28 protein-coding genes, 1 tRNA gene and 1 riboswitch are annotated in these 23,461 nt (G+C 49.8%); of the genes, 6 read left to right on the top strand and 23 right to left on the bottom strand.

Translation table 11 applies throughout. The annotated features are described in order from the left end of the window. Nucleotides 1–83: 83 nt before the first annotated feature. On the top strand, nucleotides 84–956 hold the full coding sequence (locus tag B3355_RS02550) for a hypothetical protein (protein WP_292779868.1): 873 nt from the start codon (nucleotides 84–86) through the stop codon (nucleotides 954–956). Between the two features lie 34 nt (nucleotides 957–990). On the opposite strand, the gene pnuC is transcribed toward B3355_RS02550, so the two are convergent. The 7 genes from pnuC to B3355_RS02515 all read right to left on the bottom strand — a co-directional run bounded on the left by pnuC (nucleotide 991) and on the right by B3355_RS02515 (nucleotide 6,185). Further along, nucleotides 991–1,602 (bottom strand): nicotinamide riboside transporter PnuC, encoded by a 612-nt coding sequence (pnuC, locus tag B3355_RS02545; RefSeq protein WP_047518389.1) that lies wholly within the window; start codon nucleotides 1,600–1,602, stop codon nucleotides 991–993. Nucleotides 1,603–1,636: 34 nt separating this feature from the next. Continuing rightward, the gene (locus B3355_RS02540) at nucleotides 1,637–1,897 is read right to left on the bottom strand and encodes a YkoF family thiamine/hydroxymethylpyrimidine-binding protein (protein ID WP_047518390.1); all 261 of its coding nucleotides are present in this window, start codon (nucleotides 1,895–1,897) and stop codon (nucleotides 1,637–1,639) included. 43 nt (nucleotides 1,898–1,940) lie between these two features. Further along, a complete protein-coding gene (locus B3355_RS02535) occupies nucleotides 1,941–4,031 on the bottom strand; it encodes a TonB-dependent receptor (RefSeq protein WP_292779865.1) in 2,091 nt (696 codons plus the stop codon). 98 nt (nucleotides 4,032–4,129) lie between these two features. Beyond that, nucleotides 4,130–4,233: riboswitch (TPP riboswitch) on the bottom strand. A 187-nt stretch (nucleotides 4,234–4,420) separates the two neighbouring features. Then, the gene (locus B3355_RS02530) at nucleotides 4,421–4,696 is read right to left on the bottom strand and encodes a cupin domain-containing protein (protein ID WP_019881932.1); all 276 of its coding nucleotides are present in this window, start codon (nucleotides 4,694–4,696) and stop codon (nucleotides 4,421–4,423) included. A 70-nt stretch (nucleotides 4,697–4,766) separates the two neighbouring features. Beyond that, nucleotides 4,767–4,856, bottom strand: a tRNA-Ser gene (locus B3355_RS02525). A 25-nt stretch (nucleotides 4,857–4,881) separates the two neighbouring features. Continuing rightward, the gene (gene def / locus B3355_RS02520) at nucleotides 4,882–5,415 is read right to left on the bottom strand and encodes a peptide deformylase (RefSeq protein WP_019881930.1); all 534 of its coding nucleotides are present in this window, start codon (nucleotides 5,413–5,415) and stop codon (nucleotides 4,882–4,884) included. A 14-nt stretch (nucleotides 5,416–5,429) separates the two neighbouring features. Then, on the bottom strand, nucleotides 5,430–6,185 hold the full coding sequence (locus B3355_RS02515) for an S-methyl-5'-thioinosine phosphorylase (RefSeq protein ID WP_019881929.1): 756 nt from the start codon (nucleotides 6,183–6,185) through the stop codon (nucleotides 5,430–5,432). Between the two features lie 85 nt (nucleotides 6,186–6,270). Here B3355_RS02515 and hpnC point away from each other — a divergent pair, with 85 nt between their 5' ends. From hpnC to hpnE, 3 genes are read left to right on the top strand one after another with little or no spacing between them, the layout of a single operon-like run. Next, on the top strand, nucleotides 6,271–7,140 hold the full coding sequence (gene hpnC / locus B3355_RS02510) for a squalene synthase HpnC (RefSeq protein ID WP_292779860.1): 870 nt from the start codon (nucleotides 6,271–6,273) through the stop codon (nucleotides 7,138–7,140). Then, nucleotides 7,137–7,979 carry a presqualene diphosphate synthase HpnD gene (hpnD, locus tag B3355_RS02505; RefSeq protein ID WP_292779858.1) on the top strand — a complete coding sequence of 281 codons (843 nt, stop codon included), beginning with the start codon at nucleotides 7,137–7,139 and terminating at the stop codon, nucleotides 7,977–7,979. The genes hpnC and hpnD overlap by 4 nt, the downstream gene beginning before the upstream one ends. Beyond that, nucleotides 7,976–9,289 (top strand): hydroxysqualene dehydroxylase HpnE, encoded by a 1,314-nt coding sequence (hpnE, locus tag B3355_RS02500; protein ID WP_292779856.1) that lies wholly within the window; start codon nucleotides 7,976–7,978, stop codon nucleotides 9,287–9,289. The genes hpnD and hpnE overlap by 4 nt, the downstream gene beginning before the upstream one ends. Before the next feature lie 3 nt (nucleotides 9,290–9,292). Here the strand turns inward: hpnE and B3355_RS02495 are convergent, their stop codons facing one another. Continuing rightward, nucleotides 9,293–9,577, bottom strand: coding sequence for a hypothetical protein (locus B3355_RS02495; protein WP_019881925.1), 285 nt, complete (start codon nucleotides 9,575–9,577; stop codon nucleotides 9,293–9,295). A 269-nt stretch (nucleotides 9,578–9,846) separates the two neighbouring features. Here B3355_RS02495 and B3355_RS02490 point away from each other — a divergent pair, with 269 nt between their 5' ends. Then, on the top strand, nucleotides 9,847–10,131 hold the full coding sequence (locus B3355_RS02490) for a hypothetical protein (protein ID WP_047518402.1): 285 nt from the start codon (nucleotides 9,847–9,849) through the stop codon (nucleotides 10,129–10,131). 111 nt (nucleotides 10,132–10,242) lie between these two features. On the opposite strand, the gene radA is transcribed toward B3355_RS02490, so the two are convergent. The 8 genes from radA to B3355_RS02450 all read right to left on the bottom strand — a co-directional run bounded on the left by radA (nucleotide 10,243) and on the right by B3355_RS02450 (nucleotide 16,154). Then, on the bottom strand, nucleotides 10,243–11,598 hold the full coding sequence (gene radA / locus B3355_RS02485) for a DNA repair protein RadA (protein WP_292779852.1): 1,356 nt from the start codon (nucleotides 11,596–11,598) through the stop codon (nucleotides 10,243–10,245). Continuing rightward, complete coding sequence (alr, locus tag B3355_RS02480; RefSeq protein WP_292779850.1) at nucleotides 11,591–12,655, bottom strand: alanine racemase; 1,065 nt, start codon at nucleotides 12,653–12,655, stop codon at nucleotides 11,591–11,593. The genes radA and alr overlap by 8 nt, the downstream gene beginning before the upstream one ends. Nucleotides 12,656–12,672: 17 nt before the next feature. Then, nucleotides 12,673–14,055 (bottom strand): replicative DNA helicase, encoded by a 1,383-nt coding sequence (gene dnaB, locus B3355_RS02475; RefSeq protein ID WP_019881921.1) that lies wholly within the window; start codon nucleotides 14,053–14,055, stop codon nucleotides 12,673–12,675. Between the two features lie 233 nt (nucleotides 14,056–14,288). Continuing rightward, complete coding sequence (gene rplI / locus B3355_RS02470; RefSeq protein WP_019881920.1) at nucleotides 14,289–14,738, bottom strand: 50S ribosomal protein L9; 450 nt, start codon at nucleotides 14,736–14,738, stop codon at nucleotides 14,289–14,291. A 21-nt stretch (nucleotides 14,739–14,759) separates the two neighbouring features. Then, nucleotides 14,760–14,993, bottom strand: coding sequence for a 30S ribosomal protein S18 (gene rpsR, locus B3355_RS02465; RefSeq protein ID WP_024929836.1), 234 nt, complete (start codon nucleotides 14,991–14,993; stop codon nucleotides 14,760–14,762). A 19-nt stretch (nucleotides 14,994–15,012) separates the two neighbouring features. Further along, nucleotides 15,013–15,303, bottom strand: coding sequence for a primosomal replication protein N (gene priB, locus B3355_RS02460; RefSeq protein WP_019881919.1), 291 nt, complete (start codon nucleotides 15,301–15,303; stop codon nucleotides 15,013–15,015). A 5-nt stretch (nucleotides 15,304–15,308) separates the two neighbouring features. Continuing rightward, complete coding sequence (gene rpsF / locus B3355_RS02455; protein ID WP_019881918.1) at nucleotides 15,309–15,683, bottom strand: 30S ribosomal protein S6; 375 nt, start codon at nucleotides 15,681–15,683, stop codon at nucleotides 15,309–15,311. A gap of 135 nt (nucleotides 15,684–15,818) precedes the next feature. Beyond that, nucleotides 15,819–16,154: a hypothetical protein gene (locus B3355_RS02450; RefSeq protein WP_292779843.1), complete on the bottom strand. Its 336-nt coding sequence runs from the start codon at nucleotides 16,152–16,154 to the stop codon at nucleotides 15,819–15,821. 244 nt (nucleotides 16,155–16,398) lie between these two features. Between B3355_RS02450 and epsA the strand changes: the two genes are divergently transcribed. Continuing rightward, nucleotides 16,399–17,178 carry an XrtB/PEP-CTERM-associated transcriptional regulator EpsA gene (epsA, locus tag B3355_RS02445; RefSeq protein ID WP_292779841.1) on the top strand — a complete coding sequence of 260 codons (780 nt, stop codon included), beginning with the start codon at nucleotides 16,399–16,401 and terminating at the stop codon, nucleotides 17,176–17,178. Between the two features lie 109 nt (nucleotides 17,179–17,287). On the opposite strand, the gene B3355_RS02440 is transcribed toward epsA, so the two are convergent. From B3355_RS02440 to B3355_RS02410, 7 genes are all read right to left on the bottom strand, one after another. After that, complete coding sequence (locus B3355_RS02440; protein ID WP_292779839.1) at nucleotides 17,288–17,782, bottom strand: PEP-CTERM sorting domain-containing protein; 495 nt, start codon at nucleotides 17,780–17,782, stop codon at nucleotides 17,288–17,290. 87 nt (nucleotides 17,783–17,869) lie between these two features. Beyond that, nucleotides 17,870–18,304 (bottom strand): RNA-binding S4 domain-containing protein, encoded by a 435-nt coding sequence (locus tag B3355_RS02435; protein ID WP_292779837.1) that lies wholly within the window; start codon nucleotides 18,302–18,304, stop codon nucleotides 17,870–17,872. Between the two features lie 5 nt (nucleotides 18,305–18,309). Further along, complete coding sequence (locus B3355_RS02430; RefSeq protein ID WP_047518410.1) at nucleotides 18,310–20,478, bottom strand: Lon protease family protein; 2,169 nt, start codon at nucleotides 20,476–20,478, stop codon at nucleotides 18,310–18,312. Continuing rightward, nucleotides 20,475–20,939, bottom strand: coding sequence for a molybdenum cofactor biosynthesis protein MoaE (locus B3355_RS02425; protein WP_292779900.1), 465 nt, complete (start codon nucleotides 20,937–20,939; stop codon nucleotides 20,475–20,477). Before B3355_RS02425 ends, B3355_RS02430 begins: the two co-directional genes overlap by 4 nt. Before the next feature lie 13 nt (nucleotides 20,940–20,952). Then, a complete protein-coding gene (gene moaD, locus B3355_RS02420) occupies nucleotides 20,953–21,210 on the bottom strand; it encodes a molybdopterin converting factor subunit 1 (RefSeq protein ID WP_019881910.1) in 258 nt (85 codons plus the stop codon). After that, entirely contained in the window at nucleotides 21,207–22,559 is a 1,353-nt protein-coding gene (locus tag B3355_RS02415; protein ID WP_292779898.1) for a DNA recombination protein RmuC, read from the bottom strand. Before B3355_RS02415 ends, moaD begins: the two co-directional genes overlap by 4 nt. Nucleotides 22,560–22,657: 98 nt before the next feature. Further along, a complete protein-coding gene (locus B3355_RS02410; protein ID WP_292779833.1) occupies nucleotides 22,658–23,401 on the bottom strand; it encodes a hypothetical protein in 744 nt (247 codons plus the stop codon). Nucleotides 23,402–23,461: the final 60 nt, after the last annotated feature.

Raw genomic sequence — 23,461 nt, 5'->3', positions numbered from 1 at the left:
CACGGCGTCTACCTACAAGAGGTAGACGCATCGCGATGATCAGATGATTTAAACCGTCTGATGATTTAAAATGACTCGCTTAAATGTTTACCTATCCCCTACTCACTCCCGCCGAACAAGCCAGTTTGCCTACACTGGTTGCCGAGCCTAATCCCATCCAAGCCAAGTTTGAGGATAGTACGCATCAGCTGTTTTATTGCCAAACGACGGATGGCGAAATGGTGCTGAAAGTGTGTCATGAAGCGACCATTAGAAGCTCTCACTTCTGGCTAGGTGCAAACCATTTATTTGCAGCCAACTTCCCTGACAGCCTGGGCGATATCCATCTAACGCATCATTTTTTGCAGAAAAACGGTGCACTGACAGTGCCTGGTTTTGTCGCCGCCAATGCTCAACGATTTGTGCTTACCCGTTTTTTAGCCGGCAAGGATTTAGATGCTGAACTTATTGCTGATGATTGGGTAATACAGTTAGCCGAGCATATTGTAAAACTGCATCAATGCACTTACACCAGCTGGGGCCAGCTGCATGCGCCAAAGTTGCCTGCCATTGAATGGTCCGGCCGCTTGCACCAAACAATTACTTTTCTGGCCAAGCAAAAAGGCACGTTGATTGATAAAACGTTATTGGCTGAAGTATTAGCGAACGCAGAAAATATCCGCGAAACCGAATTCGTGCCGATGATGCTGGATTTACGTTGGGACCAATTCCGTTCAGGCACCAATGATTTGGCTTTGGTTGATCTGGATGCATTTGTCATCGCACCACGCGCGCTGGATCTAGTGCTGCTTGAATATGTATTAACACCCACGCAATTGGCTTTATTCAAACAGCACTATATTCAAACACACAACTGGCCCGAGCATGGAGCAGACAAATCCTGCTATCAGTTGCTGTTGTTTTTGATGAATATATTAGGTGAGACTGATTTGGAAAAATGGATGCAGCAAATATAAATGCTGCAATCCGTTCACCATCATGATGAGTTGTTTAAGCTTTTTGTTGCCGGTAAAGCTTCACCCAGCTGATAAAGCCGACAATCGCCAGAATCGTATTCAGCACAAATAAAGCCGCCGTAGCGTAATAGCCTGTTTGCACATACAAGAGCGTGGCAGCGCCATCGATCACCGCCCAATATAGCCAGTTTTCCAATACCTTCCTGGCAATCAGCCAGGTGTTCATCACAGAAAAAACCGTCGTATAAGCATCTAACATCGGGCTTTGCGATTGTCCGGTTTTTTGCAAATAGGCACTGACCAAAGCACTCACAACAACTCCTACAGCAATAAAACCAACATGCCAAAGCCATGGCCAACGGCTGATCTGTAATGTATCAGTTTTAGCACCATGTTTATGCCATGCCCAAAAACCATAAATCGCCATGCCAATATAGTAAAAATTCAGCAGCGCTTGCATGGGAAGCTGACCTTCCCAAAACAGCATGGTGTATACCAGAGTACTGAAGAAGGCAAACAGCCAACACCATTGTGACTCTTTTGCCGCCAGCAAAATATAGGCCACGCCCATCAAAGCCGCGGCGATTTCCCAATTGGACATTTGTTGAAATGCAGTCAGGATGGGCTGGAAATTATCTTGGTTCATGATCGATAAACACGCAAGAGATTAATGAGAAGGTCTATACATCAACCACATCGGCCCTGTCTGTACCAATAAACTTCATCACAAATACACTGTGCGGCAACGCATTAAACACCGCCTCCATTTCAGCATCCAGGCAATCCATCACGTCGCGATACTCGCCAAACACCTGCGTCGCCAGGCTATTACGCTTGACGACCAGATGTTCATTGGCTTCGAGCTTATTTATGAACTCAAGAATGGGTTCTACATAGCCCTCGGTTAAAGGGTACAAACTAATATCGACTGAAATACGCATTTAGCGCTCCTTTCATCAGGCGAGCTCTTGCTCTGGCAACATTTTAGTAATCATAACTGACGGTAATACCGGCTACGCGTGGTTGACCGTATTGAATATATTTTTCATTAACCGTGTAGTTATTCGCTGGGTTGTTAGGAAAGTAAAATCCTCGAGCGGCATACTCTTTGTCAAATAAATTCCGTACCCAACCGCTGACCTTCCAATGTTTGTCATGCTTATAATCGAGGCTTGCATTCACAAGCGCATAAGCATTAGATTTTGCATTATGACTGTCTGAAAAATAAAACTCGTCTTTTCCTTCTACATTCGCGCGCAACGTCAAGTTTTCATTCGCATAGAACTCAGAACCCAAGTTAAATGTGTATCTGGGAGCGTTTGATACTTGGCGACCATCGAAACTCACTCCGTTTGCGATATGGTTTCTAAACTTGGCATCCAGTAGACCCAATGATCCCAGGATGCGTAGTTTGTCAGTTGCAAACCAATCGAAACTCGCTTCCAAGCCTTGATGAGTCGCATTTGAAGCATTGTTAATATATTCTAGGAATGGGCCACTACCAAGAGCCTTGGAAGACTTGATCTGGGCATCATTTCGCTCTGTGCGAAACACAGATAATGTTGTAATCAACGTTTTGTTAAACCAACTGGATTTAATACCCGTCTCGAGACTGATGTTATATTCCTGCTTGATATTGCGTTGCTCACTGTTCAGTCGGCCATCATTATTAACACCACCAGCTTTAAAGCCACGCGACAATGTTGTGTAAAGCAAATGGTCTTGATTGGCTTGATAGTTCAATCCAATTTTTCCACCGAATAGATTTTCAGCAACAGAAGTGTTATCGATATTCACTAGGTTATAGGCATCATCGTAACCTGTTGCATCAGATAAAGTGGCTTTGAAATGCTCAAGACGCAGACCATTGGTCAACGTTAATTTTTCGGTCAAATAAGTATCTAGTTGACCATAAAGCGCAGTATTGTTGGTTTCATAATGGCCGCCCGAGTTGGGGTCAGCATAATAATTGGAATTGATTTGAAAGTTTTCTTTTTGGTTATAATGAAATAAACCGACTGTCCAATCTGTGGTCCCGCCAAAGATTCGACCTGGTTTATCAGAGAGCGCACGAACATCAAAAGAGTAGTTCTCACGTTTTCGGTTAAAACTCTCAAAATAATCCGGCGGTACAGCGGTCCAATCTGCATCGTAGCTGTATAGTACGTCTGAATGAAGGTAATTGACTTGTGATTGAATAATCACTGCATCAGACGCTTGCCAATTAGCTTTTAACGCTAGCGCATTCGTTTCTTGGTTATCAGAACCTGGCTGATTCGATCTTGTTTTGCCGCTATTGTCCAATGTAAAAGCATCGTAGCCATTGTGAATGTTTAAATGCAGATAGGTCAAATCTACAGTTAAATTTTCGGTAGCTAGCCATTTTAACTTGCCACGTAGCGTCAGCTCGTTTTGGTCTTGGGTATCATCGCGACCTAAATATACATTCTTAACATAACCATCTGATTGATGGTTGTAAACGGCAAGTCTTCCCAACAAGGTATCATCTGTAATAGCGCCGCCAACAGCAAAACCAACATTTTGCGTATCATAATTACCTGCGGCAGACTCAAAGTGCATCTTAAAGTCTTTGGTAGGCTCTTTACTACGCAAATTAATGGTGCCTGCTAAGCCATTATTACCAAATTTGGTGCCCTGTGGACCACGTAAAATCTCTACCGAGTCAATATCAAACAGCGTTGCGGCACCGCCAATACGACTAAAGTCTATTCCATCGACAATCAGCCCAACTGAAGGGTTTATTGGAGATGAATACTGACTGTCTTCACCCATGCCGCGTATTTGAAAAAACTGCCCCCGAGAAGCGCCACTGGCAAAACCAACGTTGGGTGCCAAGTTAAGCACTTCTTCCAAGTGTTGCGCGCCACGTGACTCTATGGTTTCTCTGTCAATTTCGGTCAGGCTGACAGCTGTTTTTTGTGCGGTACTGGGGCGAAAGTCTGCGCTGACCACAACTTCCGAGAGTTCAACGGCTTTGTTGTCATCTTCTACACCCAACGCAGGCATGGTCAATAACAGCCCGATGAGGGGTAATGGTTTTGTAATCGGTTTCAAGGTAATCCTTTCTATCAAGATACATAAAAAGGACAGGGGGAGAGTGACAAGGACGTGAGTAGGTTTGTTGATGAAACAACAAACCAAAAACATTTGCGTTGTAGAGGCTCTGCCTGTCCCTACGCCAGCATTATCTGGGTCAGGTTCATTGGGTTTCTCACTTGCGCGAGATCTCAGGCGTTAGCCACCCCAAGGCGTTTTGATTTTTCAATCAGGGTGAGATTGTATTTTAATATCAACAACTTGGCTAGAGAGCGATGTTGAATGGCGTTTGAATTTAAAGCACAATTTGCAAAGTTTAATGATTCCGGCCTTAAATCGCAGTGTTCTAAAAACAAAAAACCCTGCATTGCAGGGTTTTTTATTGAATACTGGCTACAACAAATCAATTAGAAATGTTTGTAGTGTTTTTTCAATTGCTTAACTACTTCCCACTGGGATTTCAAGCCTTTTGGAAACTCAACATAGTCACCAGCCTTGATCGTTACAGTGTCGCCACCTTGTGGAGTCACTTTGAATTCGCCTTCTAACACGTAGGCCTTTTCAGTCGCTGTGAAGTCCAAAGGGAATTTTGAAGGTGCGCAATCCCATGTGTTCCAGCTTTTTACGCCCAGTTCTTTCAGCTTCTCTTCTGATGGGTTATGGTCGATGATGATTTGAGTCATGACGATTCCTTAAATTGAGTAATTAAAACCTGCAAATAGAAATGCCGCAAAAACTGCGGCATGACATGTCTGGCGGAAGAGGTGAGATTCGAACTCACGGAGGGCGTGAACCCTCGACAGTTTTCAAGACTGTAGCATTAAACCGCTCTGCCACTCTTCCGGAAAGTCGGCATTATAGCAAACAATCAGTCATCTGGAAGCGTTATTCCAGGAAAAAGTACATCATTAAAGCCAAATTTTGTCAGATCACGGATACGCATGGGGTAAAGTATGCCAAACAAGTGGTCACACTCATGCTGGACGACACGCGCATGAAAGCCGCTCACGGTACGGTCAATCACGTTGCCTTGCGGATCAAAGCCGCGATAATGCAGATGCTGGTAACGTGGTACCACACCGCGCATGCCGGGGACAGACAGGCAGCCTTCCCAGCCCTCTTCTTCAGTTTGGTCGACCGGGGTCAATTCAGGATTAATCAGAATAGTGAACGGGACCTCTTCCGCATCCGGATAACGCGGATTCGCGCCGACGCCAAACATCACCACCTGCAAGCTGACGCCAATTTGTGGTGCGGCGATGCCTGCCCCATTCATCTGCGCCATGGTGTCATGCATGTCCTGAATCAGCGCATGCAACTCAGGCGTATCAAACTGGGTGACTTTATCTGCGACGCGATATAACAGTGGCTCGCCCATACGCAATACCGGTTTTACCGCCATCGTTGTCTCCTCCCCTACGCTATCGAACAGTCGTTATCAGCCAAATAATGCGCAATCACTGTGCGTACTTTATCCATGGTTTGCTGCAACAACGGCATCACTTGCTCAAACTGGATAGACTGCGCACTATCACCACGGCCAGCGGCAAAGTTTGCCACCGGACAAATGGCAGCATAAGCCAAGCCAAGTTCGCGCGCCAATACTGCCTCCGGCATACCGGTCATGCCAACAACAGTGGCACCATCGTGCTCGTAGCGGTTGATCTCAGCTGCAGTTTCCAGGCGTGGCCCCTGTACGCACGCATAGACACCGCCATCCACCACGCTATAGCCGACATCAGCCGCTGCTTGCAAGCAGCGCTCGCGCATGGCCTGTGAATACGGCTGGGTAAAGTCGATATGGCGCACAGGCAGCTCAATGCCATCGTGATAAGTGTTACTGCGGCCATAGGTATAATCCAGAATCTGGTTCGGCAACACGATATCACCCGGGATCAGGTTGCGGGCGATGCCACCGACGGTAGCGACCGCCAGCAAGTTGCGTACACCAACAGAATGCAGTGCCCAGATATTCGCCCGGTAATTCACCGCATGCGGTGGAATGGTATGACCGCCACCATGACGCGCCAGAAACACGACTTCTTTGCCATTTATCTCGCCAAACACCAATGGCTGTGAAGGTTCGCCATACGGTGTACGTACGATCAAGCGTTTCGAAATATTTAAATTATCCAGCGCGGTCAATCCGGTACCGCCAATAATGCCTAACATCCTGTCATCCCCAACTTTGATTTCTCTTTAGACTTGTTCATCTGCAAGGCGTAAGCGTATCACGGATTTATGGCATACTTAAGCCATGCAAGCCTTTTCCAAGCCAGCCGAGCCATCTCCCAGCCTGACGCTGGCGCAAACGCACTACGAAAACTTCCCGGTTGCCTCCCTGCTGTTACCCGCCCATTTGCGTCATGCAGTCACGGTGATTTACCAGTTCGCGCGTGAAGCGGATGATATTGCTGATGAAGGCGATGCGACTGAAGCGTCACGGCTGCAAGCATTGCAAGCGTATGAAGACGAGTTATTGCTGATCCAGGCCTATATCAAGCCAGCTAAGCCCTTATTTATCGCCTTGCAGCAAGTGGTTAACACCCACAAACTGGACGTGCAATTATTGCTAGACCTGATAGATGCTTTTAAACAGGACGTGGTTAAAACCCGCTATGCCAATGTTGATGAGGTGCTGGACTATTGCCGCCGCTCGGCCAACCCGGTAGGCCGCCTGATGTTGCAACTATATGGCAGCGATACGCCGCAACACCGGCTGTGGTCTGACCAGATTTGCAGCGCCTTGCAACTGATTAATTTTTATCAGGACATCGCACAAGACCTGCAAAAACACGGTGCGGTTGGACGCATTTACCTGAGTCAGGATGAGATGCTGACAGCAGGCATCAGTGAGCAGGACTTACGTCAACAGCGTGTGTATACGCCCTGGCAAGCGTTTTTCATGCACAATGTGATGCGCGCAGAAACCATGCTGCTAGCCGGGAAACCGTTAGGTCGCGCCTTGCCAGGCCGCATCGGTTTTGAATTACGCATGATGATTGCAGGTGGCGAACGTATCCTACATAAATTAAAATCCTGCCGTGGCGATATCTATCATCATCGCCCGACCCTGAAAGCCTATGACTGGCTGCTGATTTTGCTGAAAGCCCTGTTTAAACAATGACACCGCAACAATATTGCCAACAAAAAACCCGTGAAAGTGGCTCCAGTTTCACGCTGAGTTTTATGTTTTTACCGAAAGACCGGCGCGATGCCATGACCGCGCTGTATGCGTTTTGCCGCGAAGTGGATGATGTGGTGGATGAATGCACCGATTACCAGATCGCCCAGACCAAGCTCGCCTGGTGGAAGCAGGAAATCCATAGACTGTTTCATGAAACCCCGCAGCACCCGGTCACCCAGGCCTTAAAACCGGTGGTTAATACTTTTCATTTGCAAGAAGCGCATTTCGTTGAAATCATCGATGGCATGCAAATGGACACGCAATACAACCGTTATGCCGACTTTGAGCAACTGGCTTTGTATTGTTACCGCGTTGCCAGCGTGGTCGGGCTGCTTTCTGCACAAATTTTTGGCTACAAAGACCAGGCGACGCTGGAATATGCGCATGACCTGGGCATGGCATTTCAGCTGACCAATATCATTCGCGATGTCGGTGAAGACGCCCGACGCGGCCGTATTTATATTCCCCTCGATGAGCTTGAGCGTGCCGGCGTGACTGAAGATCAGTTACTCAACAGTCAAGCTTCGCCACAAACACAGGCGTTGCTGCTTAAGCAAATTGAACGCGCGGAAATGTTCTATGACAAAGCGCTGAGCCAACTCCCCAAGGCTGATACCAAACCGCAATTGCCGGGACTCATGATGGCCGCTATTTACCGCGCGCTGTTGCAAGAAATTAAACCTGATCCCAACCTGGTGCTGACGCATAAAGTGGTGCTGCCTCCCTTCAGAAAGCTCAAACTGGCGCTGGGCGCATGGTTTAACTATCGCAAAGCATGATCGCTACCGCGTCTACTCACCGTAACATTGCGATCATCGGTGCCGGGCTGGCTGGCGTGTCTGCAGCGCTCAGGCTGTTGCAACATGGCCACCAGGTGTGTGTGTTTGAAGCCGCACCACAAGCAGGCGGCCGTGCACGTGGCGTCGCTCATGACGCCACCACCTTGGATAACGGCCAACACCTGTGTATAGGCGCTTATCGCGCTACGCTGACTTTGCTGCAAGAGGCCCACATAGAGACAGAACAAGTGTTTATGCGCCTGCCACTGGCCCTGCATATGCACAATGGTGGTCAGCGCATGTCATTGGTCACGCCCACATGGCTCCCTGCCCCGCTACATTTATTATGGGGCTTACTCAGTGCGCGAGGATTGGATTGGCAGAGCAAATGGCGCGCAATCTGCTGGATGCAGCAACTCAAGCAACAGGCATTTGCACTGCCTCATGATTGCACCGTTGCCGCCTTGCTGACGCAAGGTCAGCAAACATCTTTCGCGATTAGCACTTTGTGGGAGCCTCTCTGTTTGGCGGCGCTGAATACACCGATTACCCTGGCCAGCGCACAATCTTTTCTCAATGTGCTACGCGATAGCTTCCAACACCATCGCCAGGACAGTGACTTTCTGGTGGTCAAAACAGATTTATCCAGCGCGTTGATACAGCCACTGCTACAGCGGATTAAAACATTGGGTGGTGAAGTGAGGCTGCGCACCCCTGTCACCGCGATACAATCCAAGGAAGACAGCTGTGAAGTATCGACAGCGACAGGCACAGAAACATTCGACAATGTGATTATTGCAGCAGGCCCGCATCAACTCAAAACCATCGTCGGTGAACTGCCATCCAGCCCGGCATTCGACTATCAGCCAATTACCACGGTTTACCTGCAATACGGCGTCGAAACGCGCTTGCCTTACCCCATCATGGGTTTATGCCATGGCCTGGCACAATGGGTGTTTGACCGCGGACAATGTTGCGATCAGCCAGGATTACTCGCTGTAGTCATCAGTGCGCATCCGCCACTCATCGCCGATAAAGCCGCCTTGGTGAAGCAATCTATTGATGAAATCAACCAGGCGCTATCTGCTTATCAGATGTCACTGCCTACGCAACCCCAGTGGTCGCAAATCATCACCGAAAAGCGCGCCACTTTTAGCTGCACTCCAGACTTGCCACGCCCGGCGACGCGCACCTCTAACCCGCAAATATTTCTGGCCGGTGACTATATCGCCGGGCCCTACCCGGCTACCATTGAGGGCGCGGTCACCAGCGGCTTCGCGGCCGCGCAGGCGATCATAAGCGGCGTATAACCGTTAACCTGCCGAATCTTTGCACACGACCGCCAGGTGATTATTCGCTGGCCGGTAAATACCATCCCCGCTATCAGGAAAACTCTCTTTAAAAGACAACTGTTTGTCCACCTCATAACCCTGTGAACATAACGCACCCGCCTTGGACTGGCACTGCTCCCATGTCGTATTGAACTCGCTGCACGTCAGTGTATAACCCATCTTGCCTTGTTGCGTCGTATATTGGTGAGGAGTCACGCTGGCACATGCAGACACGATCAGTGGTAAAAGAAAAATGATTTTTTTCATTATTTTTGCTCCTGATGTATTTTTTATTCAGTGTCATCTTATTGTCACACCCATGTGATAATCGACACCCAGTTTCGGCAAGCACTTGTTGCGAATAGTTGCATGAAGTTTTTGTGACTAAATGGCCGCGCAGTGGCGCAAAACATGGGTAACTTTCCCCTGTATCGAAGTCGCTACAAATTGCTACAAAACCCCACCCGTTTGTAACTGACAATCCCGCCCCCGTTTTTTATACTGCATGCATCGTTCATCGCAGAAAGGCAATCACCGTGAAATACGCCACCGTGATGACCACAGGTTTGCTCGTCAATATATCGATTTTTGCATCAGCTATGCCGTCTACAGAAAGCTATGCTGAATTGATGGATAACAAACAACGCATTATTAAACAACTAGCTAAGCAGGTGGAATGTGTCAGATTAGCCAGTGATGACCAGGCGCTACGCGCATGCCAGGCGACATTAACGCGTGTAGAAGTAAATGTGATGGATAAAACGGCGAAGAATGCCCAAAAGTTAAAAACTGACAATCCGAAACAAACTGAGTTTTTTTAATGATTTAGCCTAAATACAGGCTCACAACCGCTTCCCTGTGGCTGTCCTCCCTCTTCTGGGCAGCCTCACTCTCTGGCAACGATTGCATTCCCGGCAGTCGTTGCCATTTTTTTATGCGCGCAGCACGTCTATCGCTTGCTCTAACCGGTCCACCGCATCAATATGCAAACCAGCTACACCGCCTTTGGGGGCATTGGCTTTGGGGATAATCGCATGCGTAAATCCCAGCTTGGCCGCTTCTTTCAGGCGCTCTTGCCCACGCTGCACCGGGCGCACCTCCCCTGCCAGGCCGACCTCACCAAACACAATCAGCTTATTGGCCAAGGGCTTGTTTTTAAGTGAAGAGACAATGGCCAGCAATACCGCCAGGTCAACGGCGGGTTCACTGATTTTGACGCCACCAACCGCGTTGATAAATACATCCTGGTCGAAACAGGCCACACCTGCGTGCCTATGTAATACCGCCAACAGCATAGCCAGGCGGTTTTGCTCCAGGCCGACACATAAGCGCTTGGGATTAGGTGCATGCGCGGTATCTACCAGCGCCTGAATTTCAACCAGCAAAGGACGCGTGCCCTCTTGGGTGACAGTAATACAAGAGCCAGGAACGGGCGACTCATGATGCGATAAAAACAAGGCCGAAGGATTGCTGACCTCGCGCAAGCCTTTTTCGGTCATGGCAAATACGCCCAACTCATTCACGGCGCCGAACCGGTTTTTAAAGGCGCGGATCAAGCGGAAACTCGAATTCTGGTCACCTTCGAAGTAAAGCACGCTATCGACAATATGCTCCAGCACGCGCGGCCCAGCGAGAGAACCTTCCTTGGTGACATGGCCCACCAGGATCATGCTGATGCCCAGTTGCTTGGCAATGCGCGTGAGTTGCGCACTGCATTCACGCACTTGTGCCACAGACCCCGGGGCCGACTGCAAGGCCTCAGAATACACGGTTTGAATTGAATCGATCACGACTACATCTGGCTTGTGCTGTTGCAGCACCTGGCTGATTTTTTCCAGGTTGATCTCGGCCAGCACATCCACCTGGCTGGCATCCAGCCCCAGGCGATGCGCACGCATGGCAATCTGCTGCGCAGACTCTTCACCACTGATATAAAAAGATTTCAGGCTCTGCGAGACCTTGCACACGGTTTGCAACAAGAGCGTAGATTTACCAATCCCGGGGTCACCGCCAATCAGCACCACGCCACCAGCTACCAAACCGCCGCCCAATACACGGTCAAATTCGGCAATACCGGTTGCCTGCCGCGACACATCCTGCGCCTCGACATCGGCCAGTTTCTGCAGTTGCGCCGTCGGTGCCAGGCTGGCAAAGCGGCTTTGCGTCACTGCCTCAGGCACAGTTTCTACCAGCGTATTCCATGCATTGCAGCTCGGGCACTGCCCTTGCCATTTAGGCTCAGACGCACCACATTCGGTGCAGGTATATTGTGTTTTTGCTTTAGCCATGAATTTTAAAAGGCACCCTGGCCGTGACTGCACATAACAATTCGTAGCCTATGGTACCGCTGGCATGCGCAACCTCATCTACCGGCACTTGCTCACCCCATAACTCGACCGCACTGCCGATGGCAGCCTGTGGAATATCGCTAATATCTGCTGCCAGCATATCCATCGAGACCCGCCCCAATGTGCGGGTTAAATGACCGGCTACGGCAATGGGCGTGCCCGTGGGGGCATGTCGTGGATAACCGTCCGCATAGCCGCAAGCTACGATCCCCACGCGTGTGGGTTTGTCTGCGGTAAACAGGCTGCCATACCCCACGCTCTCACCCGCGGCAATTTCCCGTACGGCAATCAAGCCTGACTGCAATGTCATTACCGGTTTCAAGCCAAGGCTGCTGGCTGATTTTTCAGCCACAGGCGTCGCACCATACAGCATAATGCCAGGGCGCACCCAGTCTGCATGTGTGTGTGACTGCTGCACAATGGCCGCAGAATTGGCCAGCGAGCGTGCATAGGAGGCTGGCATCATCTGCGCCACGACTTGCATGGCAGCACGCGTGCCATCGGCCACATCCGCGTTGGCGAAATGCGTCATCAATATCAGTTCACGCACATTCGCTGAACTGGCCAACTGCTGTAATGCGTGACCGTACTCATGCGGCTGAAAGCCCAAACGGTGCATACCACTATCCAGCTTCAGATACACCCGCAGCGGAATATTGGGGGCACTTTCCAGAACCCACGCCAACTGGGCTTGATGAGAGACCACCGTATCCAGATGATAGCGGTCAACTAGGGTCATCTCCTCAGCCGAGAATACGCCTTCCAGCAATAGAATCGGATGCTGGTAACCAGCATCGCGCAAGGCAATCGCCTCACTGATGTTGAGTACGGCAAAGGCATCTGTTTCCTTCAGTCCACGCGCGGCATTGAGCAGGCCGTGGCCATAGGCATTGGCCTTGACGACGGAAATGACTTTGGATTGCGGCGCATAGCGCCGGACTTGCGCCAGGTTATGCGCCAGCGCAGCTTCTGAAATATGAGCAATAATAGGACGCATATATAATGCCAGCCAGATTAATACTCGTCAGGCATATACGCGGCGTTGGCGTAATCCATAAAGCGGGTATGCGCACCCATAAAGGTCAGGCGCACACGACCAATCGGGCCGTTACGTTGCTTGGCGATAATGATTTCGGCCGTGCCTTTTTCAGCACTGTCCGGGTTGTAGTACTCATCCCTGTACACGAACATGATCAAGTCGGCATCCTGTTCAATCGCGCCAGATTCGCGCAAGTCACTCATGACCGGACGCTTGTCCGGACGCTGGTCCACACTGCGGTTTAACTGCGAAATCGCAATTAATGGCACGTTTAATTCTTTAGCCAAAGCTTTAAGCGAGCGCGAGATTTCTGAAATTTCTGTCGCCCGGTTTTCACCCTGGCGGCCAGCTGGTGAACTCATCAACTGCAAATAGTCGATCACGATCAGGCCTAGCTCGCCAGTCTGCCTATGCAAACGACGCGCACGGGCGCGCACGTCAAAGCTGCTTAAACCAGCGCCTTCATCGATATAAATCGGCGCTTCGTTGAGTTTGCCTAGGGCAGTGGTCAGCTTTTCCCAGTCCTCGTCTTCGAGGTTACCGTTACGCATCTTATGCTGGTCCAGGCGGCCAATTGAACCAATCATACGCGTGGTCAGCTGTGTGGCGCCCATCTCCATGGAGAAAATGGCCACGGCTTTATTGGTCTCCAGCGCCACGTTTTCGGCAATGTTAATCGCAAACGCCGTTTTACCCATGGACGGACGACCGGCAATAATCACCATATCCCCGCCTTGCAGGCCAGAGGTCATGGAATCAAGATCGCTAAAGCCAGTCGGGATACCCGTCACATCAGAATGATTTTCACGTGAATACAGGTAGTCAATACGGTCTGCCACTTGTGGCAGCAACACTTGCATGCCCAAAAAGCCCTGGCTCTTGCGGTTACCACCTTCAGCAATCTGGAAAATCTTGGCTTCGGCTTCGTCCAGCAATTGCTGTGCATTACGGCCATTCGGCAGATAAGCGCTTTCGGCAATATCGGTGCCGACAGTGACCAGTTGGCGCATGACAAAACGTTCATGCACGATTTCCGCATAGCGGCGAATATTGGCCGCGGTCGGCGTATTTTGTGCCAGCGCGCCCAGATAAGCGACACCACCCACGGTAGTCAATTCATTGCTGTTTTCCAGCGACTCAGCCACCGTTACAATATCAGCAGGCTGGTTGCGCTCAATCAAGCGCGCAATATGTTCATAAATCAGCTTGTGGTCGTGCTGATAGAAGTCCTGCGGGGCCAGGATATCGGCGATCTTGTCCAGCGCTTCATTGTCGAGCAACAGTCCGCCCAAGACCGATTGCTCAGCTTCGATGGAATGTGGAGGGAGTTTTAAGAATTCGAGTTGTTCATCAGCCATCTGGTGATTATACCGAAAAGCAGTCTGGCTTTTTGAGCTTTCAGGACAGATGAAAGATTAAAATACTTTAGCCACAGAGATCTCAGAGGACACAGAGAAAAATCTCATACACTATACTTGTAAGTTATCGAGTAACTTTATACAGCACGAGCCACAAACGCTGTGGGCTCTGTGGCTAAAAAGAAAAAAGCTACCGAAGTAGCCTTTTTCTTGTACTGCATGCAGAGGCTTGATTAAGCTTCTGGCGTCACTGTTACAGTGATGTCTACAACCACGTCGTGGTGCAGCGCAACGCTCACAGCGAAGTCACCGATGTTCTTCAGTGGGCCGTTTGGCAGGCGCACGTCAGATTTTTTCACTTCGTGACCTTGTGCTTGCAAGCCTTCAGCGATGTCCATGTTAGTCACGGAACCGAACAAACGACCATCAACACCGGCTTTTTGAGTCACAGTCAGGCTGAAACCAGCCAGTTTTTCGCCACGTGCTTGCGCAACGGCCAACAAGTCGGCTTGTTGTTTTTCCAACTCAGCGCGCTGTGCTGCAAAAACAGCTTTGTTTGCTTCTGTTGCACGTTTAGCTTTACCTTGTGGAATCAGGAAGTTACGGCCGTAACCGTCTTTCACTTTAACCACGTCACCCAATGAGCCCAGGTTTGCTACTTTTTCCAATAAAATTACTTGCATGTTGTTCTCCTAAGCCGCCAATTAACCTGGGTGTTTGTCTGTGTAAGGCATCAGCGCCAGGAAACGCGCGCGTTTAACCGCGGTTGTCAGTTGACGTTGGTATTTAGCCTTGGTACCAGTCATACGGGCTGGGATGATTTTGAAGTTTTCAGAAACGAAATCTTTCAACAGATCTACGTCTTTGTAATCAACTTCTTTGATGCCTTCTGCGCTAAAACGGCAGTAACGGCGACGTTTGTACATATCTCTTGCCATTTGAAACTCCTTAAATTCTTTAATACTGTATTCGCTGTAATTCTTGTATATGCAGTACCACTTGTGTGCTTTTTGCACTGCGCTGTGCCAAAAACCCTTTGACTTTGATGTGATCGCCGCTTTGCAATGGCAGATTGGCCTTTTCACCAATCAGCACCGCAGGTAATAGACACTGCACTTTCCGATTCAGGCCAGCTTCGCTTTGCTCTGAATCATGTTGCAATTGCAATCGCAACAAGGGTAAGCCTGCCGGTGTGTAACGCAACGCTTCAATAGATTGAATGGTTGCCGCAATCACCAGCGTATTCACAACACTTAAGCAGCAGCCTCGGTGGTAGCAGCAGGTGCGTCACCAACGATGGTTTTGGATTTTTCCTCTTTCATCATTGGGCTTGGTGCTGTGACTGCTGTTTTCGTCGCGATTGTCAGGTGACGTAATACAGCATCGTTAAATTTGAAGCCGTGTTCCATTTCTTCCAGCACTTCCTGGCTCACTTCGATGTTCATCAACACGTAGTGGGCTTTGTGTACTTTTTGAATTGGATAGGCAAGTTGACGACGGCCCCAGTCTTCCAAACGGTGGATGTTGCCGCCATTGCCAGTGATTTGAGCGCGGTAACGCTCGATCATTGCTGGCACTTGTTCACTCTGGTCAGGGTGAACAATAAACACGATTTCATAGTGTCGCATGAGATTTCCTTGTGGTTATTAGCCACCTTCAGAACCAATCAACGTTTGCTGAGAGCATACATTGCTTGCGATCAAAGTGTGGCAAGGTTGCAAAGCACGCGATTATAAACCGGATTTCATGCTGCAATCAAGGACTTATTGCTTTTTGGGCGGATTCTCTAGCGTCTTGTCTTCTTTTGGCAGGTAATAAGGGTCAGACACATAGCCCGGCCCTTTCATAATAATGATCACGATCAGGCCGATGGTCATGGCGCCAATAAAAAACCAGAAGGTAAACAGCAAACCAAGAAACATGGCCGTACGTTCAACGTCACGTGTCAGCAAGTCGCCATGCTGCCACCAGGCATGCACTAACGGTGTGGCAAACACCAGAGTGCCCAGCAGCCACCATTTAGGCAGTTTTTTCAACAACTGCCACTCTTTATGACTGGGATAACGTACACCATTTGGAAGTTTATTTAATCTACCCATGTGTTTCCGATCCAACCCACGCATCCATACGATTATTTACCTTTGCATTTTAACGCAAGTATGACCCTGTTTTAAAAGGAAAAATTCAAGACCTGACAGCAATTGATTTATATCAAGCATATTTTCCGTCATCCACAGAGACTATCATATTAAAGAAGCTGCAAATTACGCCGTAAAACCCTTGAGACCATAAAGACACAGCGGGCAAAGTTCGCCCTGCGCAAGAATAACTTGAGGTAACTGCATGCTGGTACAAAAAAAACAAACCCATTGGGAAGGCATCCTGCAGGCCATACAGAACTCGTATGCGATCAAACGCCATATTGAATTCTTTAACTGGCTGAAACAAGACATTCATCCGCTGATGCGGCACGATGTATTGTTGGCGGCATGGGGTGACTTTAGCAGTGGCGAACTACATTTTGATGTGTCGTCTTCCTTGCCGGAAGCGTCCACACAACGTTTGCTCGAAGACTCTGCCATTGTGAATTACCTGATGTGCAATCTCTATAAGCGCTGGGTAGAAAATGACGACAAGTGGTATGTCATTAATCGCTTTGACGCCAGCGGCATCCATGCGCAATCCCCTAACCCGTTTACACAGCAACTGCTTAAGATGCACTCTTTAATGGTGTACGGTGTGCGCGATACCCGGGGTAAAGCCGATTGCATCTATGTCTTTTTTGATCGCACCAAAGAGTTTACTGTGCCAGACCAGATGCTGGGCATGATCATGCCACACCTGGATGCCGCTATCCGCCGTGTTGGCCATCTGGCACCGGTGGTTAAAGATGAAGACTTGCTCGATAACATGGCGCAAGGCGGACTGTCTGACCGCGAGCAGGAAATCTTGCATTGGGTACGCAGTGGTAAAACCAATTTCGAAATCGGCATGATCCTGAATATCAGCGCCAATACGGTCAAAAACCACCTCAAACGTATCTTTCAGAAACTGGATGTGTCTTGCCGGGCACAGGCTGTGGCGAAAACAGGTATGCCTGTGGGTGCACGAAAACCGAGTTAGCAGCCCTTATGATGCTTGAGAGTTGAAAGCAGAACTCACTAAAATAAACTGGCAACAACTATAAAAAAAGCGCACTCATAAGTGCGCTTTTTTACTGAAAGAAATTAAATTATGCTTTTCTACGACTTGCAACAAAACCCATTAAAGCCAGGCCAATCATCAAGATTGCATTTACTTCTGGTTCAGGCACGGTGGTAGTGGATACTGAACCACCAGCAAGGATTGGGTAAGAAGTACCAAGATATGAATAGCTGGCTGAGAGAATTCTTATCGTCCCGCCATTAGCCAAAGAGTTCTCAAAGATAAATCCACTACTTTCACCAATCTGATCAAAAAAAGCCACATCCGACGCGCTGTTAGTGATTGCAGAAGTGAAATGGAACGGCCCCGTTGGACCTGTGCCTGTCTGGATTTGATAAAAATCAACAGAGGTTACCTGATTCAGGACATCATCAAATTGGAAAGTACCAGAGGGAGAGTAAGAGTTCCCGCCACCAAAGTCAAAATATGAGCCAGCATCAAACGTATATGTAAACACTGCTGCATTTGCAGAAACGCTTAACATCAGAGAAACTGACAATAAAAATAATTTTAATTTATTCATTACCCCCCCTAAAAAGATTAAAAAACAGCCGCCAGACATTACCATACTTCTCAAGCAAACGATATATCCATACAGGCAACAACCACCCTAATCAATCTTCCCCCGCCCGGTAAAGCGCTGGATATCCCGCATCTGCCGTTTGGTAGGACGTCCCAGACCACGGTCACGCTCGGCAAATTGATCAGCGCCCGTTTCCTGCGCCTGCTGACGCACACGCTGGCTTTCATCTGTTTCGCGATAGAGCAGCGCGGCTTCAGGCGCACCGCGGCGCACATTGCTTAACGCCAGCACTTCTACTTCAATCTGCATATCCTTATTTTTGATGCTGACGCGCATGCCTGGCTTCATTTCCCGTGCACTCTTGGCGCGGTCACCATCAATACGCACCTTGCCGCCATCGACCGCTTCTGCGGCCAGACTGCGGGTTTTAAAAAAACGGGCAGCCCACAACCATTTATCCAAACGACAACCATCGTCTTTTTCTGGTGGCGCTTCCTGTTTACGGTGATGCGTACGTGGCATAAAACTTAGAGATTAAGATGATTGTCTTGATGTTGCTGGAAATAAGCCATGCGTGCCTGATTACGTTCCAGGGTATGACGGTAACTGGCCAATGCGCTTTGCGCACGTGCCATCAGACTGTCACCCGCATAGGTGCCATCCGCCTCTTGCGTGCCTGCTTCACACTCGGTGAGGTGCGCAATCCCTTCCAGCACATGGTCGATAGCAATAATTTTAAACATGCCATTATTGACCGCGGTCACCACGCTTTCATCCAGTATCAGGTGGCGCTGGTTGCGTTTGGGGATAATCACCCCCTGCTCGCCATTCAAGCCCAGCGCTTCACAGACGCGGAAATAGCCTTCAATCTTCTCGTTGATGCCTCCAATCGGCATCACTTCACCAAACTGATTCAGCGCGCCGGTGACGGCCATGCCTTGTTTGATTGGCAAGCCAGTCAACGCAGACAGCAAGGCAAACAGCTCGGCACAGGACGCTGAATCGCCTTCGACACCGTTATACTCCTGCTCAAATACCAGCGAAGCACTCAAGCTCAACGGCGCCAGCGCCCAAAAACTGGCACTGAGCCAGTTTTGCAGAATATAAATGCCTTTGTCATGCGTGGGGCCACTCATATTCACTTCGCGGTCAATGTTAATCACCCCACTGCGGCCTGGATAACAACGGGCGGTAATACGGATAGGCGAACCAAAACTGGCATCCCCCAGCTCGATATGGGTCAGGCCATTGACCTGGCCAACCACGTTGCCATGGACCTGAATCAGCAACTCGTTATCAATAATGGAGTCACGAATCTGCGCCTCAAAGAACTGCTGGCGTAGCAAGCGTGCGGACAGCGCTTGTTTCACATGCACATCAGTAATCAGGCGTGCATCGTCGGCAACCGCCGCACTTTCGTGCATCAACTGGTCCAGATGCGCAAAGTGCGTACTGATACGGCCCTGGTCCTCTTCCAGCCTATGCATAAACTGCAGCAACACATTCACCGCCGCACCGCTAAAATGAGACAGCGCTTGCTGCTGGCATTTGCGTGCAATGTAACCGGCGATCCAGGCATAGTTATCCAGCGTGGCCGTGACGCGATCTTCGAACTCAACTTTAATGGGGAAAAAATCAAAGAAATCCGGTTGTGCTTCCAGGCAATCGTAATAATCTTCGCGGCTGGCAATCATGACAATTTTCACATGTACCGGCAGCGCAGCGTGGCGGTTACCACCGGCGCCTTGCTGGGCGTGATTGGCCCAGTCTTCAATCTGCACTTCACGATTACGCATCAGGCGATACAGCTTCTCCAGCAAGGCGCTGCCATTGCCTTCATCCTGCATCAAATCACGCAAATGCAGCAGCAACATCCCGCCATCGGCCTGATGCAAGCTACCGGCGCGCAAGCGTAAAAATTCCGGCCATTGCGCCGCCTCGCCCACGGCTGTTTCCAGCATGCCAAACAAGGCTGCAAAACCAGGGTCTTTTTCCTCAACCACAGGCTGTTTGACACCTGATGTCAGGTTAGCGCGCTGATCCACCAGCAAATTGACGCGAAAGCGTGACAAGAAACTATCGTTGATAATACTGTCCGAGCCATTGTCGCCATCATTTCCTACTTGCTGCCAGGCTTGCAAATAGGCCAGCACTTCCGGTTTGATAATATTAAAGAATGACGACAATTTGGCACTGCTTAACTGTGAGCGCAGGCCATCCACACGCTCTTCCAGCCAGGTTTCGGCTTTAGACAGATTGACCTGGCCGCTGGCATCAAGCCATTGCTGCATTTCAGCAATCAGCCCTTTGATAAAAGAGTCCATGACCGTACGCAACTGTGCACCCAGCCCAGCGGGTAATTTGATATAGTTCACGCAAGCCTGCTGGCTAAAGTCATACAGCGCCACCAGGTCCGTCAGCGAACTATCAATGCCAGTGACTGCGGATGCTTTCATCGCCGCCATGGTTAACCCGGCCCGGCCAGAGCCTGGGGTGCCCAGCACCAGCACATTGCTGCCAGCCTGCTGCAACGACAAACCCATCATCAATGTTTTTTGTGCTTCGGGCTGCAGTTTCCAGCCGTAATCGTTGAGACCCAAATCCGCAGCGTCCAGTAGCTCTTCGGTAGATTCAAACGACATGGGTGACAGTTTGTAAGAAACAGTCATTTCATTGGGACTCAGTACTTGCATCATTTAGGCAGTTTCCACTGTTGTTTTGCTTGTTCATCAGATGCACGGGCTTCTACCCAGTGCTGACCAAAATCACCAACTTCTTTTTTCCAGAAAGGCGCTTCGGTCTTTAAATAATCCATCATAAAAGCGCAAGCCTCAAACGCCGCTTGCCGATGCAAGCTGGTCGCCGCCACCAGCACAATCTGCGCCTGCGCCGTGAGCGAACCGACGCGATGTATCAAGCGGATGCCGAGCAATGGCCAGCGCTGCGTGGCCTGTTGCGCAATCTGCTGCAAGGCTTTTTCGGTCATGCCCGGATAATGTTCGATCACCATTTCGCTCACTTGGCCGTCAGTGGTCACATCGCGCACCAAGCCGACAAAATTAACCAGCGCCCCCGCCTGCGGCGTGGCCGCTCTCAACTGTTGCAACTCGGCGCCGACATCAAAATCGCCAGGCTGCACAGACACTTTGAGATACATGACTTCGCTCAAACTATCCTCCGGTCACCGGCGGGAAAAACGCCACCTCATCGCCCTCATCAAACGTCGCCATGTCATCAACCAGTTCATGGTTAATCGCGGCACGTACCACACCGCTGCCATCAAACAGTTTCTGCCAGGTCGCGCCACGGCCAGATAACCATGACTTAAGCGCGATGATGGTCTCCACCTCTTCTGGCAACACGACATCCTCAGATGAGTAATTCACAACCTCTTTGATGCGGGCGAAATATAAAATGGTGATCTTCATGGGTTGTTCTTTCCGGCCTCGTCTAATTCATCCAGCATGTCCAGCGGCTCCAGGCCGGCGGTCTGCGCCAATTCCACTTTTTCAATCTGGGCAAAACGCCTGGATATTTTCTGGCTGCTGATATGCACGTCCTGCGCGTTTTCATGCGCCTGGCGGATATTATCGGCCAGTTTCTTCATGCGGGTATCGAAACGGTCAAAATCTTTACTCAGTTTGCCCAGTTCGTCTTTAATAATATGCACTTGCTTGCGCATCTCAACATCTTTGAGCACGGCGCGAGCCGTATTGAGCACGGCCATCAAAGTCGTCGGCGACACCAGCCATACGCGCTTTTGCATGGCGTAATCCACCACATCGCCATGGTAGGCATGAATCTCGGCAAACACCGCTTCGGCGGGAATAAACATCACGGCACCATCTGACGTTTCGTTGGCGATGATGTATTTGCTGCTGATATCGTCGATATGTTTCTTGATATCGGCCTTAAACAATTTAGAAGCCTGCGCCTGCACCAGTTCGCCAAGACTGCTATCGATCATGCGGTGGTAATTTTCAAGCGGAAACTTGCTATCCACGGCGACGGTGCCGGTGGGTTCAGGCAGGAACAAGGCACAATCGACGCGCGCGCCATTGCTGAGCGTATGCTGCATGGCAAAACTGTTTACTGGTAACACATTGCGCACCAGGCCTTCCAGTTGCACCTCACCATAGGCACCACGACTGCGTTTGTCGCCTAGCAACTCCTGCAAGCTCACCATATTGACACTAAGGCCATCGATTTTCTTTTGCGCCTCATCAATGGTGGCCAGGCGCTCCATCACGCTAACAAAAGTCTCGTTGGTCTTTTTAAAGCCCTCTTCCAGGCGAATAGACACCTTGCCACTCATTTCTTCCAGGCGGCCATCGACCACTTTGGTCAGCGCTTCAATGCTTTGGGTCAGGCTTTGAGTGGTGGTTTGCAAAGCAGTTTTCAGCAGGTTCTGCTGCAACATGCCCTGTTCGGACAAGCCGTTACGCAAACTCAAGCTGAGTTGCTCACTGCTCTGGCTTAAATGGTCGCGCTGCGCCACTTGCAAGGCTTGCATGGCTTCACGCGTCGCCGTCAGTTCTTGCGACAATTGCGCGCGCAAACGGTCTTGCTGATCTGCATTCAGGCTTTGCAAGCGATCGGCCAATTGATTCAGTGACTGATGCATCTCGCTCATCATCAAGCGATGTTTTTCTTCAAGCTGCTGGGAAAGTAATTGCGCCAGTGCCTGTTGTGCAGTGTGTTGCTGTGTGCGCCACTGCCAGACCAGCATGGCAATCACCAGCAGCAAGAGGAGTAACTGAATAATTTGTAGCGTCATGGCGGCATTATAGCCGATGACCGTGTACGCCACATCGGCTCGCAGCAAATTCGGCTGCGAGGATGCGGGTGTATTGAAGCAACAATTAAGCTAAAACATTAATGTTCATGCGCATGTAAACCAGGCGCGCCGTGGGCTTTAGCCAGCCATTGCATTTCCGAAGGATTGTGCTCCATATCGCCCAGGTCGGCATAATCCACATGCTGGTAATTGCTGAGTGCCGTCAGTGACGTACCTGGCGCGATTTCTACGGCCTGCTCAGACTTGGCAGCTGGTTGCAGCGATTGCAACTGGATGCTCACCGTGTGCTGCGGGTAGGTATAAGCGATTTTATAAGGTAATTTTAATGCCGGAATCCACCATACTTCGCTGCGGATGCCATCGCCTAAAGTACCCACATATTTCTCTACCGGGTAGCCATATTGCGTGGCAGACGCTGCGTCTACTTTCTGCAAGCTGGCCAGTTCGCTATCTGTCACCAACTGTGATTTCAGTTGCCAGAACTGTTCATCGGTTTTGATGGACAACAGTTTCAAATCGACATCGGCATAATCAATGGCGCGGCGCTCGTCATGCATCAAATACACATAATTCATTTGCCCGGCTGGTTTTTTCAACCACAGGCTGCTGTGATGTGCGGGCTCACCGTTTTGATACAGATTGCGTATCTCCACCTGATTGGTGTCACGCATCAGCCACCATTGCACATGTTTGGCCTCTTCTGCCTTGCACGGCGAGGCGCACTGCACCGTTTCATAACGCGCATTCACCACGTCATCTGCCATGGCAACAGCACTCATGAATAACAGTGCCAGACATCCAGCGGATTTTTTCAATATCATGTTTTTCCATTCCAACCAAAGGGATCAGGGCAGCTTCAAGCTGCCCTGCCATTACTCACT

Origin of the sequence: Methylophilus sp. UBA6697, from assembly GCF_002454655.1 — a bacterium.
Classification (GTDB): Bacteria; Pseudomonadota; Gammaproteobacteria; order Burkholderiales; family Methylophilaceae; genus Methylophilus.
This window is presented reverse-complemented; position numbering and strand designations above follow the sequence as displayed.

Coding starts and splice junctions, on each gene's coding strand:
- B3355_RS02430 (WP_047518410.1), bottom strand. CDS start 20,478: ATGATGCAAGTACTGAGTCCCAATGAAATGACTGTTTCTTACAAACTG.
- B3355_RS02440 (WP_292779839.1), bottom strand. CDS start 17,782: ATGAATAAATTAAAATTATTTTTATTGTCAGTTTCTCTGATGTTAAGC.
- alr (WP_292779850.1), bottom strand. CDS start 12,655: ATGCGTCCTATTATTGCTCATATTTCAGAAGCTGCGCTGGCGCATAAC.
- B3355_RS02435 (WP_292779837.1), bottom strand. CDS start 18,304: ATGCCACGTACGCATCACCGTAAACAGGAAGCGCCACCAGAAAAAGAC.
- rpsF (WP_019881918.1), bottom strand. CDS start 15,683: ATGCGACACTATGAAATCGTGTTTATTGTTCACCCTGACCAGAGTGAA.
- hpnE (WP_292779856.1), top strand. CDS start 7,976: ATGATCGCTACCGCGTCTACTCACCGTAACATTGCGATCATCGGTGCC.
- B3355_RS02410 (WP_292779833.1), bottom strand. CDS start 23,401: ATGATATTGAAAAAATCCGCTGGATGTCTGGCACTGTTATTCATGAGT.
- def (WP_019881930.1), bottom strand. CDS start 5,415: ATGGCGGTAAAACCGGTATTGCGTATGGGCGAGCCACTGTTATATCGC.
- B3355_RS02415 (WP_292779898.1), bottom strand. CDS start 22,559: ATGACGCTACAAATTATTCAGTTACTCCTCTTGCTGCTGGTGATTGCC.
- pnuC (WP_047518389.1), bottom strand. CDS start 1,602: ATGAACCAAGATAATTTCCAGCCCATCCTGACTGCATTTCAACAAATG.
- B3355_RS02515 (WP_019881929.1), bottom strand. CDS start 6,185: ATGTTAGGCATTATTGGCGGTACCGGATTGACCGCGCTGGATAATTTA.
- B3355_RS02530 (WP_019881932.1), bottom strand. CDS start 4,696: ATGACTCAAATCATCATCGACCATAACCCATCAGAAGAGAAGCTGAAA.
- dnaB (WP_019881921.1), bottom strand. CDS start 14,055: ATGGCTGATGAACAACTCGAATTCTTAAAACTCCCTCCACATTCCATC.
- moaD (WP_019881910.1), bottom strand. CDS start 21,210: ATGAAGATCACCATTTTATATTTCGCCCGCATCAAAGAGGTTGTGAAT.
- epsA (WP_292779841.1), top strand. CDS start 16,399: ATGCTGGTACAAAAAAAACAAACCCATTGGGAAGGCATCCTGCAGGCC.
- rplI (WP_019881920.1), bottom strand. CDS start 14,738: ATGCAAGTAATTTTATTGGAAAAAGTAGCAAACCTGGGCTCATTGGGT.
- B3355_RS02540 (WP_047518390.1), bottom strand. CDS start 1,897: ATGCGTATTTCAGTCGATATTAGTTTGTACCCTTTAACCGAGGGCTAT.
- B3355_RS02495 (WP_019881925.1), bottom strand. CDS start 9,577: ATGAAAAAAATCATTTTTCTTTTACCACTGATCGTGTCTGCATGTGCC.
- B3355_RS02425 (WP_292779900.1), bottom strand. CDS start 20,939: ATGTATCTCAAAGTGTCTGTGCAGCCTGGCGATTTTGATGTCGGCGCC.
- hpnC (WP_292779860.1), top strand. CDS start 6,271: ATGCAAGCCTTTTCCAAGCCAGCCGAGCCATCTCCCAGCCTGACGCTG.
- B3355_RS02450 (WP_292779843.1), bottom strand. CDS start 16,154: ATGGGTAGATTAAATAAACTTCCAAATGGTGTACGTTATCCCAGTCAT.
- hpnD (WP_292779858.1), top strand. CDS start 7,137: ATGACACCGCAACAATATTGCCAACAAAAAACCCGTGAAAGTGGCTCC.
- B3355_RS02550 (WP_292779868.1), top strand. CDS start 84: ATGTTTACCTATCCCCTACTCACTCCCGCCGAACAAGCCAGTTTGCCT.
- radA (WP_292779852.1), bottom strand. CDS start 11,598: ATGGCTAAAGCAAAAACACAATATACCTGCACCGAATGTGGTGCGTCT.
- rpsR (WP_024929836.1), bottom strand. CDS start 14,993: ATGGCAAGAGATATGTACAAACGTCGCCGTTACTGCCGTTTTAGCGCA.